Source organism: Rhizobium sp. Leaf371 (genome assembly GCF_001424045.1).
Classification (GTDB): Bacteria; Pseudomonadota; Alphaproteobacteria; order Rhizobiales; family Rhizobiaceae; genus Ferranicluibacter.
The window spans coordinates 153,198-164,037 of record NZ_LMQB01000025.1; the positions used below are offsets into that span (position 1 = coordinate 153,198).

Sequence of the window (10,840 nt, forward strand, 5' to 3'; positions counted from 1 at the left end):
AGTTTACGAAAGTGAAAGCCATGGATAGCAAAGCGCACGCCGAGAACCAAAATCAGAAACAGAGCCGCAAGGATCGCAAGTTCCGGCCGCTGCCGGTCCCGAGCGTCACGCTCGGCGGCCTGTTCGGAGAGCGGCAGGATGCCATCTGCGCAAAAACAGCGAAGACCCTGCTCGACCGCTGCGTGGAAGCCGGCATGCTGAAAGCCATCGACGTCAGCCTCCCGAGCCCCGGCGTCGTTCTGCCGATCCAGCCATGGGACGGTTCGACCCAGATGTTCTGGGACAGCGATCTCGGCAAGTCGATCGAGACGGTCGCCTATTCCCTGTTCCGCTCGCCCAATCCCGAACTCGAGGCCCGCGTCGATCAGATCGCCGATCTCTACGAAAAACTTCAGGACGAGGACGGCTACCTGAACGCCTGGTTCCAGCGCGTGCAGCCCGGCCGTCGCTGGACGAATCTGCGGGATTTTCACGAACTCTACTGCGCCGGCCATCTGATCGAAGGCGCCGTCGCTTATTTTCAGGCGACCGGCAAGCGCAAGCTGCTCGACGTCATGGCGCGCTTTGCAGACTATATGATCACCGTTTTCGGCCATGGCGAGGGCCAGATCCCGGGCTATGACGGCCATGAGGAAATCGAGCTGGCGCTCGTCCGGCTTGCGCGCGTCACCGGCGAGCAGAAATACCTCGACCTCTCCAAATACTTCATCGACGAGCGCGGCACCGAGCCGCATTTCTTTCTCGAGGAAGCCAGACGCGATGGTCGCGAGGGCCGGAAATTCGTCTTCCACAGCTTCGAGTACAACCAGTCCCATCAGCCGGTGCGCGAGCAGACCCGGGTGGTCGGACATGCCGTACGCGCCATGTACCTCTATTCCGGCATGGCCGACATCGCGACCGAATATAGCGACGACAGCCTGACACGGGCGCTGGAAACGTTGTGGAGCGATCTCGTCACCCGGCAGATGTATGTCACCGGCGGCATCGGTCCGTCCGCAGCCAACGAGGGCTTCACGGACCCTTACGACATGCCGAACGAGAGTGCCTACAACGAGACCTGCGCCTCGGTCGGCATCGTGTTCTGGGCCGCGCGCATGCTCGGCCGCGGGCCGGATCGCCGTTATGCCGATATCATGGAGCAGGCGCTCTACAACGGCGCGATGGTTGGCCTGTCGCTCGATGGCACGCGCTTCTTCTACGACAACCCGCTCGAAAGCGCCGGCAAGCATCATCGCTGGACCTGGCATCCATGCCCCTGCTGCCCGCCGAACATCGCGCGGCTGCTCGCCTCGATCGGCTCCTATATGTACGCCGTATCGGACGACGAGATTGCGGTTCATCTCTACGGCGAGGGCAAGGCGCGGTTCGAGATTGCCGGTGCCGAGGTGACGCTCGCCCAGGAGACGCGCTATCCGTGGAACGGCGCGATCCGCTTCGAGGTGGGTGTCGCGACGCCGTCCCGCTTTACGGTGTCGTTGCGGATCCCGGCATGGTGCAATGGCGCGATGCTCTCGGTGAACGGCACGCCGGTCGATCTCGATAAGGCTATGGTCGATGGCTATGCGCGGATCGAGAAGGAGTGGTCAGACAAGGACGAGATCGCCCTCGATCTGCCGCTGGCGCCGCGGCTGCTGCGGGCCAACCCGCTGATCCGCCAGGATGCCGGCCGGGTCGCGCTCGTCCGCGGGCCGCTGGTCTATTGCGTGGAAGAAACGGACAATGGACACGGCCTGCAGCGTCTGAAAATCACCGGCGAACCGTCCTCCGCACGCGAAGAAACGATGCCCGGACTCAACCATGCCGTCGCGCTCGAGATCGCAGCCGAACGGGATGAGGCCGACTGGGGCGAAACGCTGTATCGCGAGGCCCCGCCGGAAGCGAAGCCCGTGACCGCGCGCTTCGTGCCCTACCATCTCTGGGACAATCGGGAGCCCGGCGAAATGCTCGTCTGGATGCGCGATGGCGTGGGAGAGGCGAAATGAGCCTCGCTCAGGATCGCCGGGAGGGCAGGGCCGTTGCGCCGGACGACGGGGACGGCACTGCGACAGGCGGCGTCCGCCTGTCGGGGGTTCGAAAGTCGTTCGGCAGTCTCGACATCATCCATGGTATCGATCTGACAATCCCGGAGGGAGCCTTCACCGTCTTCGTCGGACCCTCCGGCTGCGGCAAATCCACCCTGTTGCGCATGATTGCCGGGCTCGAGGAGGTCACGGACGGGCTGATCGCCATCAAGGGACGCGATGTGACGGATCTCGATCCTTCGGATCGCGGCATCGCCATGGTCTTCCAGTCCTATGCGCTCTATCCGCATATGAGCGTGCGCGACAATCTCGCCTTCGGCCTCAAGATGGCCAACACCCCGAAGGAGGAGATCGATCGTCGCGTCGCCGCGGCCTCCGCTATCCTGAAGACCGATCACCTCCTGGATCGCCGCCCCGGGCAGCTTTCGGGCGGCCAGCGCCAGCGCGTCGCCATTGGTCGGGCGATCGTCCGCAAACCCGATGTCTTCCTGTTCGACGAGCCGCTCTCGAACCTCGACGCCGAGCTTCGCGTCTCCATGCGCATCGAGATCGCAAGGCTCCATCGCGAGCTTGGCAACACGATGATCTATGTGACGCACGACCAGACGGAAGCGATGACGCTGGCGGACGTGATCGTCGTGCTGCGCGACGGCCGCATCGAGCAGGTCGGCAGCCCGCGCGAGATCTACGAGAACCCGGCCAACAGCTTCGTCGCGGGCTTCATCGGCTCGCCCCGCATGAACTTGTTGAAGGGCCAGCGCGTGGGCCGGCAAAGCCTGAGGCTTGCGGATGCGGTGCTGGCTGCACCGTTTCCGGGATCCACAGGGGAAGCCGAGCCCGATGTCACCTTCGGCATTCGCCCGGAGCATCTCGGCGTCGGTCACGAGATGATCGAGGGGCGGTCCCTTTCGGCGATTGTCGATTTTTCCGAGTATCTCGGGGGAACGCAATATCTCTATTGCCAGCTCTCGGACGGTCAGGCCGTGACGGTCGAATACCGGTCTCCGGTCCCTGTGAAGCCGGGCGACCGCATCGTCCTCTCATGGACGCCGGAGGCGATCCGCCTGTTTGATCCCGCAGGCATGCGCCTGCGCGCCGAGGATGCCTGATCAGACGTCTTACCGGCGCGGCGGCTGGAAACGATCCAGCCGCTTGACGACCTGGGTTTCCAGCTGTGTGAATTCCCCTGCAATGGCCTGGGACTCGTCGCTCGCCGTCACCGGCAGATGCACGATGCCTTCCAGTTTCTGGAGCAGCCGGCCGGCGAGGTGCCGTTCCTTGTAGCTGAAGACGTCGCCGCCCTGGACGAGCAGGCAGAGGCTGTAGATGCGCCGGAGAGAATGAGGCTCCGATGCGAGGTTGAGCCATTGTGCTCTCGTAATATGCATTTGACCTCCAGACCGAATGGAGGAAGACGAAAGCCCAGCGCAAAGAGTTTCAGGTTCGCGCTCTTCTCGATGTCGGCAAGGTCGAAAATTCGGCCGCCGAAGCGGCCGAACGAACGCGGTTCCGCCATGGCGCTTACTGCGGCATGTGGATCGTTCCGTAGATGATGTTGCGGTTGGCGCCGAAGAAGACGCGCTTTTCCGCCCGCTGTCCGTCGAGGCTCGCTTCGATGATCGACCACATCTCCGACTGCGATCGCAGGAGAAGCGTCCAGTTCATCATCGTTTCCATGTAGCCATCGTCGGGAACTTCGGTCGAGAAGTTGGCGAACAGGAACATGCCGCCCGGCTTCAGCATCGAGAGGCATGTCTGCGTCAGCTTCACCGCCACCTTGTCGGCAAGATAGTCGTAGAGGCCGGCCGCATAGATCAGGTCGAACTGGCCGAGGCTGTAGTCGTTCTTCAAGAGCCCCCGGACGGAACCGTCCATCGCGTCGATCGGCGTCCCGCGAAAATCGCGCATCGTGCGCCCGACGCTCAAGGGGTCCTGATCGAGCGCGACCCAGCGTTTGATGCGGCCCTCCCGTACGGCGCCGGACGCTTCGGCTTCGCGCAGATGTCCCGCGGCCACCGCAAGCACTTCCGTCCCCGGGCCGCGTCTGGCAGCCGTTTCATCGACCGTGCGGGTCAGGAGATCGCGGCGCTCCCGCACCGCAACGGCGGAGGGGGCATTGCGGGTGTACTCATAGAGCGTGCGGCCGAGCGGCGAGGCGTTCTTGACATCGGCGGCACTATCCGGGTGCCCGTAAATGAAGTCGATCAGGCTCGCATCCCCGGAATAGCCACGCGGTTTTTCGAACGACCAGCGGGTAAAGGGATCATTGTGGAAATAGTCAGCCACCGGGTGATCTTGGACCAGTGGGATCAGCTGCGGCCAGACGGCGAAGTATTTTTCGCGGGCCTCGTGAAGGGATCGGATCAGGCGGGCGATGATCTGGGCTGGGCTCTGGTCCCGCTGGATCTGCTGGGAGGCGACCTGCAGGATCAGGGCAATCTCGTCTCTGGCGATCCGCAGCAGGCGGTCGCTGACGGCGGCGCCCGAGGGGAAAACCTCCCTGTTGACAGCGATAGGCGTGATCAGGCTCTGCCCGTCAAATGCGTCGATTGGCTTTTTCACGCTACATCCTTTGGTTAGCAGAAAGTTAACAGAGAGCGTAAGAGATGACTCAAATTGTAGGGATTTGCATCGATCTTTAGGAAAGGTGGTTAACGGCGCAGGAGTACCCTTACGCAAGAAGGGTTCGGCGCTGTGGAAATGAACCGTTAAGCTACTTCCGCTAATGTTTTCTGGAGCGTTGGTAAGTCTGATAAGACATTGGAACGGAGTGCCCGGATCCTGCTTAAGGGATGGGCTGCCGAACGGCCGGTGAGGACATCGGTAAGGCAACGAAAACGGTGGAGGGTGCATGATGCACAGGTCGACCGACACCATCGAGTTCGGCGCGTCGCAAGATCCGATGAGACAACCGGAGGTTACGCTTCGCGATCTTTATCGGCATCATGCCGAGAGCGCGCACAAGCAATCGACCCGCCGCGGTCTGTGGGCCGCCGTGTTCGTCTATCTCGTCTTTTCGATCAGCGACATTTGGCTGATCGGCGACGTCGCGCCCTATACCGTCACGGCCCGGTTCACGATCTCGATCATCATGCTGTTTGCGCTGGAATTTCAGGTGCGCAGGCCCTCATCGGCCGATGCGATCGACAGCACGGCGGCGATCGCGCTGATCTGTGCTTATGTCGGCTGGCTCATTCCCAGCATGATGAGCGAACACTCGGTCGTCATGTCCTATTACATGGTGTTCGGCGCCATTTTCATGATGAGCGTCAACCTGTTCTTCAACTTCCCGTTCCGGATATCCGTGGTCGCCTCGGGCATCATCCTGGTGATCTTCCTGTCCGGCCTCGTCTGGTTTCCGAATGTCGGCTACAGCTACAAGTTTACGTTCGGCCTGTTCTGTATCTCCTGCTTCATCTTCACGTCGTATGTGAACTGGAAGCTGAACCAGGAGCGCTTCAACGTCTTTCTGAATGCGCTGGAGGCCAAGGCGCAACATCGGCAGGCTGCCGAACGCGGCGAGGCGTTGCTCCGCCTGTCGCACACCGACCCTCTGACCGGCCTTGCGAACCGCCGCGCGATCGACAATCGTTTGCGCGATGTCTGGCGCGAATGGCAGCAAGCCGGCCGGACCTTCGCGATCATCCTGGTCGATGTCGATTTCTTCAAACGATACAACGACTATTACGGCCATCTGGACGGCGACAAGTGTCTCGTGCTGGTCGCGGAGGCTCTGCGCACACTGGCTGAAAAGCATAAGGCGTCTGTCGGCCGCTTCGGGGGCGAGGAATTTATCCTGCTCGCCCATGTCGAGTCCGAACAGCAGACCGCCGAGGTTTGCGAAGCGCTGCGCCGCGCCGTAGAGGACCTCGGGCTCCTGCACGAGCAGCGACGCGATGGCACGTCGAAAGTCACGGTCAGTGTGGGCGCTGCCTTTACCGCGGATCACACGCTGTCGAAAGTGGAGAAGCTGATCCATCAGGCCGACCGCGCGCTCTACAGCGCCAAGGCGTCGGGACGCAATTGCGTCAAGCTCTTCCATATCAACGATCCGAACAATCGGGACGACGGCGAAAACATTGCTGCCCTGCTGAAGATCGCGGTGCCGCAGGGCCTCGTGTCCATGGTCTACCAGCCGCTGCAGGACGTGACGACCGGCAAGACCTGCGGATATGAAGCCCTGATGCGGTTGAAGATGTCGGATGGGGCCTTTCTCTCGCCGGCGCTGTTTATCCCCGCGGCGGAGCGGTCGGGTGCGATCGTCGGCCTCGGGCAGTGGGCTCTGCGGCGTGTCTGCGAGGAGTTGCTCGTCACCAATCTCGCCCCCGTCGCCAGCGTCAACGTTTCCCCGCTCCAGTTGAAGACACCCGGCTTCGTCGCCTTCGTGGCAGAGACGCTGGACGAGTTCGGGATCTCGGGCGATCGTCTGGCCTTCGAGATCACCGAGGGGCAAGACATGGAGATCCATTCGAGCCTTTTGCGCTGCATCAGCGACCTGCGCGCCCTCGGGATCAAGATCTGGCTCGATGATTTCGGCACCGGCTTTGCCGGCCTCTCCTGGCTGCGGCTGATCGATTTCGACTGCATCAAGATCGACAAGTCCTTCCTGCACGATTGCGACACGCGGCGCGGCTGTGCCATGCTCGACGATATCCTGCGCCTGGCCCGCAACCGCGGGGCGACGATCCTGGTCGAGGGCGTCGAAACCGAGGAGCAGTTCGAGCTCATGCACCGGCTGAAGATCGACCTGATGCAGGGCTATTATGTCGGTCGCCCCGCGCCGGCCACGAGCCTCCGTCCGATCAGGCCGGTGCGCAAGCTGGTCGTGGTCTCCGGATAGGTCGACACGTCAACGCCCGGCCCTCCACCGCCTGTTTTTGCCGGTGCCCACTGCGAGGAAACAGGCCCGCGACCGCACATCGCCCGTCCGACGAACACGCGTCTCGCTGCAGGTCGGAATGCCGGCACCTTGCCGTTGCCGTCAATACTCAGAGTCGGAACCAAGCACCTCCGGGGAGTGGATGCGATGCGGGTCTGGTGCCAGTCCACCTGACCGGCGCTCTTCCTCTCATCCCTGAACGCCGCTCTCCAGAAGATCACGTCGCGTGATGTCGTCGAGCGAAGCTTCTTCGAGCTGAGAACCGGCGCGCTTTTCCACCTTCGTCGCCGACCAAGGTAACGTGGTCCTCGTCGGCGGCACAGGGACAGGAAAGAGCCACCTGGCTATTGCGATTGCCCGTTCTCTCATTCGCAACGGAACACGCGACCGCTTCTTCAATGTCGTTGATCTGGTCAACCGCATGGAAACGGAAACACGCAGCGGAAAGCAAGGACGAACGGCGGATTATCTCAATCGCCTCGACTTCATCATTCTTGATGAACTCGGCTATGCGCACCATGTCGTTGCCGACATGACCTATCGCTTGGGAGATCGCCCGGGCAGGCAAACAAAGGACCGCGTTCTCAATGCCCCAACCAGTTGCTGCGGGCCAAGCAGTACCCACCTTTGCCGCAATCCACACTGACCGCATTGAGAACCGGCGCAATCAGAGGCGCCAATGCAAGACCTTGAAAGCGAGACCAGCATGATCGAATTTACCCGCGCCTGCGCCCGGTCCGCCAACGTACTGGTCATTGCGGCGGCTCTGGCCGGTTCGGATACCTATCATCCGGAAACGCGGCTCTTCCGCTTCGAGCATGACGGCCAGGCGGGGGAACAGTGGTATTTCGACGACTTCAATTTTCACGTGCAGGACGTGACCTTGTTCCGCAATCCGGAGATCGATGCGACGACGGATTACCTCACCTATCTTTCGTCGGAGGGTGACGTGTTCCATGCCTGGTGGAAGGGGAACTTCCGCGAGAAAATCCCTGCCGCTGGAACCTGGGCGGACGATGCGAAAGGCCATGGCAGGATGTCGGCGATCGCGCAGATCGGCGACAGGCTTTACGCGTGCGGGCAGGGCGGCCAGATCTATCGGCGGCAGGGCCAGGACGATTGGCAGCTTCTCACGGACGCCTTGCTTTTCGATAGAACAGCCTACCAAAAGAAGAAGGAAGGCCGCCCCAAGACGACGGATCCGGCCTATCTGGATTGGCTTCGGGACTATCAGAAGCAGGCGCCCAGAAACATTTCGTTCAATGCGATAGCAGGGCTCTCGGAAGATGCAATCTATCTATGCGGAGAGGAGGCAACGAGGCCGATCCTGTATTACTGGGACGGAACGGCGCTGCACGAGCAGAAGGTGCATCTGGAAGAAGCGGCGCTGACCAACATCTGGATCGAGCATGCCGACAGCATCTGGGTCTGCGGGAGCGAGGGTGTGCTTCTTCACGGCAGCTTTGCGCGGGGCTTCACCCCCGTCAATCTGCGCGAACAGCTTAACCTCTTCCATATGATCACGCCTTACCGCGGCCAGCTGGTGATGGCCTCGAGCGTCCGCCCCGGCGGGCTCTTCGAGCTTGATCCAGCGACATCGGAACTCAGTCGTTTTTCGCCTAGCATGCCGAAGCTGCGCGGCGACTATATCTTCTACGCCTGCGCCATAGGCGATGTTCTATGGGTGGTAGGTCAGAAGGACATTCTTTGCTTCGATGGCCGCGAATGGGAAAGAATCGAACATCCAGATCTGCCGTGATCGCGTCCGGCCGTAGAACCTGAACAATCTTAGTTTCTGTGGAATAACGCCATGGTCGATACCTGGTGAAGCTCTGAAAGCCAGAATGTTTCGCTTTCGGGGCTCGAAGCGGTCAGTAGGTTGCTCAGATTCCCGCTACCGGGAACAGCCCGGATGGAGGCTATCCTCATGGGAAAGCATCAAGGTCATCAACGACATCCCGGATCTGCCGCCGGAATGCAAAAACTTGCAGCGACGATGGCGACCGGGCAAGTGTCCGCTAAAACCAGTGCCGCCGCGCCCGGTCGTATAAAGGAACGGCCGCTACCAACCGGCGAGGCCGAGAAGGGGACAATACTGATGTATGTCAACGAATGGGCTGCAACAATGCAGGCAGCCGTCGCGCTGGACGCCGACCGCTTCACCATCTGCCTCGGCGAACTCGAATACGACGATCCCTTCACGGCGATCATCTCCTATGATGGCCAGTTCCCGCAGCCCTGGAGCCGGACGGACGTTCGTCGCGAGATCGTCGATGTCGCCTATCTTGACATTGGTGGCTCCGAAGGCTTCGTTCCCGTTTCTCTTAGTAACGAGGGTGACGTGTATGTCGTTAAGGAGGATCGGGCCGAGTGGTCAAAGATACCGGGAGCCGGGGTGTTAAGCGAGGATGCGGAAGGTTTCGGCGCGGTACATGCTCTCGTTGTGGATGGCGCGCGCCAGTATGTCGTTGGCAACAGCCGGCAGCTTTATCAACGCGACGGACTGGGCGACTGGCAGCGCATCTCGGCGGATGTGTCTCATGCAGAAGGGTATGAGGCTGAACATTTCGGCGGGGCTATTGCGGTGGATGGTGCCCTGTTGATCGAAGCATTCCAAAGGCCGGCTTCGGAAACGACGGTTGCGGATCTCGATCCGAAACGCTGGGAAAACATGACACAGGAGCAGTTCCTGGCAATGATGGATGAAGATGAGGGGGAGCGCAGCACGCGGTCGCGCCAGCAGCGGCTATACACATATCGCGACGGCAGCTTTACGGAACGTTCCGTGCCGCAGGACATCGTGATCAGTGGTCTTTATCGCGACGAGGATGGCAGCGTCTGGCTGCTCGGTGTCAACGGGCTGATCATGAGGAGTCGAAGCGATGGCAGTTTTGAAACACTCGGCTTCCATGGCGACACGGAGACCCTATTCAGTGCAGCCCGACGCGCTTCAACTCTCTACTTCGCAACCGATGACGGGCTTCGCAGCTTCGACGGGCACAAGCTGAAGGTGGTGAAGCCCGTTATGAATTCGCCGTCCATCAATCAAAACGTCCCGGTTCCCCTGAAGATCCAAGCCTTTGGAAACATGCTGGTATATTTCGACCGCAAGCACGGCGTCGCACGTTGGGACGGAACCGATTGGAAATGGGTGGAGATTCCGCCCGAGCTGCTGGAACGAGACTTTAAGCGACCCTTGCTGCAAACACGGTAGTGCTAAAATACGAGACAAATGGCCAGCCAACTTCGTTTTTAAACGCCACAAACTCAAAGGAAGCGGCCGTGTCCGGCTAAGGTCACAATCAAAGCGCAGCCCGAGTTCGCGGTTCTGCGTTCTTCTGCTGGCAAGCAGTTTGCCCAACTGCTCGAGTTGCTCAGGCAAGGCTCTAGCTGAACCACTTAGCGCTTCCTCAAGCGCCTCAAATCTCGACGGCGCATCCGGACGTCACGGGGTCGTGGTGATCGCCGCAACCAACAGGCCGGACGACATCGATACGGCACTGCGAAGGCCGGGAAGGCTTGATAGACACATCCAGGTCGAGATGCCTCACATGGAAGCACAAGAGCAGATCCTGTCGGCGCATATCGGTCATGCCCTCCCGTCGGACGAGCTGCGAAACATCGGTCTTGCGACAAGCGGCTACTCCGGAGCAGGCTTTTGGCAGCTTGTCAGGGATGCCCGCCGTGTCGCACGCAAGAAGCGCAGACCCGTCTGCGGCGACGATTTCCTTTCCATCGTGCCGCCCCTCGAGGCCCTAGCGGAGGCGGAGAGTTGCCCCATCTGCGTCCATGTGGCCGGGCACGCCGTCCGTAAGTTTTTCAATTTCATGTATTTGTGCCTACAAAATTTAACCACAGTAGGAATCAGATAAAAATCTGAGATGATACAAAAACGGGAGAGAGCAGGTCGTTTTACAGCACGTCGCCGCGTTCAGGAAAT

The 10,840-nt window shown here is 60.8% G+C and carries 8 protein-coding genes and 1 pseudogene; 7 read left to right on the forward strand and 2 right to left on the reverse strand.

The features are described 5' to 3' along the window. Nucleotides 1-20 precede the first annotated feature (20 nt). Both ASG39_RS16870 and ASG39_RS16875 read left to right on the forward strand, forming a co-directional pair. On the forward strand, nucleotides 21-1,982 hold the full coding sequence (locus tag ASG39_RS16870) for a beta-L-arabinofuranosidase domain-containing protein (RefSeq protein WP_062596140.1): 1,962 nt from the start codon (nucleotides 21-23) through the stop codon (nucleotides 1,980-1,982). Further along, nucleotides 1,979-3,130 carry an ABC transporter ATP-binding protein gene (locus ASG39_RS16875; RefSeq protein WP_082477320.1) on the forward strand — a complete coding sequence of 384 codons (1,152 nt, stop codon included), beginning with the start codon at nucleotides 1,979-1,981 and terminating at the stop codon, nucleotides 3,128-3,130. Before ASG39_RS16870 ends, ASG39_RS16875 begins: the two co-directional genes overlap by 4 nt. Nucleotides 3,131-3,139: 9 nt before the next feature. Here the strand turns inward: ASG39_RS16875 and ASG39_RS16880 are convergent, their stop codons facing one another. Continuing rightward, on the reverse strand, nucleotides 3,140-3,409 hold the full coding sequence (locus tag ASG39_RS16880) for a hypothetical protein (protein ID WP_062596141.1): 270 nt from the start codon (nucleotides 3,407-3,409) through the stop codon (nucleotides 3,140-3,142). A gap of 133 nt (nucleotides 3,410-3,542) precedes the next feature. Further along, complete coding sequence (locus ASG39_RS16885) at nucleotides 3,543-4,583, reverse strand: class I SAM-dependent methyltransferase (RefSeq protein ID WP_062596142.1); 1,041 nt, start codon at nucleotides 4,581-4,583, stop codon at nucleotides 3,543-3,545. A 340-nt stretch (nucleotides 4,584-4,923) separates the two neighbouring features. Here ASG39_RS16885 and ASG39_RS16890 point away from each other — a divergent pair, with 340 nt between their 5' ends. From ASG39_RS16890 to ASG39_RS24260, 5 genes and pseudogenes are all read left to right on the forward strand, one after another. Continuing rightward, entirely contained in the window at nucleotides 4,924-6,861 is a 1,938-nt protein-coding gene (locus ASG39_RS16890; protein WP_062596232.1) for a GGDEF and EAL domain-containing protein, read from the forward strand. A gap of 319 nt (nucleotides 6,862-7,180) precedes the next feature. Then, nucleotides 7,181-7,411: pseudogene (locus tag ASG39_RS23445) on the forward strand (ATP-binding protein); the annotation flags it as partial. A 195-nt stretch (nucleotides 7,412-7,606) separates the two neighbouring features. Beyond that, entirely contained in the window at nucleotides 7,607-8,659 is a 1,053-nt protein-coding gene (locus ASG39_RS16895) for a hypothetical protein (RefSeq protein WP_156468177.1), read from the forward strand. Between the two features lie 168 nt (nucleotides 8,660-8,827). After that, entirely contained in the window at nucleotides 8,828-10,114 is a 1,287-nt protein-coding gene (locus ASG39_RS16900) for a hypothetical protein (RefSeq protein ID WP_244481259.1), read from the forward strand. A 241-nt stretch (nucleotides 10,115-10,355) separates the two neighbouring features. Next, the gene (locus ASG39_RS24260) at nucleotides 10,356-10,772 is read left to right on the forward strand and encodes an AAA family ATPase (RefSeq protein WP_062596144.1); all 417 of its coding nucleotides are present in this window, start codon (nucleotides 10,356-10,358) and stop codon (nucleotides 10,770-10,772) included. Nucleotides 10,773-10,840 lie beyond the last annotated feature (68 nt).

Excerpts from the sequence above, each read along its gene's own strand:
- ASG39_RS16870 (WP_062596140.1), top strand. The coding sequence starts at position 21 with ATGGATAGCAAAGCGCACGCCGAGAACCAAAATCAGAAACAGAGCCGC.
- ASG39_RS16875 (WP_082477320.1), top strand. The coding sequence starts at position 1,979 with ATGAGCCTCGCTCAGGATCGCCGGGAGGGCAGGGCCGTTGCGCCGGAC.
- ASG39_RS16880 (WP_062596141.1), bottom strand. The coding sequence starts at position 3,409 with ATGCATATTACGAGAGCACAATGGCTCAACCTCGCATCGGAGCCTCAT.
- ASG39_RS16890 (WP_062596232.1), top strand. The coding sequence starts at position 4,924 with ATGAGACAACCGGAGGTTACGCTTCGCGATCTTTATCGGCATCATGCC.
- ASG39_RS16895 (WP_156468177.1), top strand. The coding sequence starts at position 7,607 with ATGATCGAATTTACCCGCGCCTGCGCCCGGTCCGCCAACGTACTGGTC.
- ASG39_RS16900 (WP_244481259.1), top strand. The coding sequence starts at position 8,828 with ATGGGAAAGCATCAAGGTCATCAACGACATCCCGGATCTGCCGCCGGA.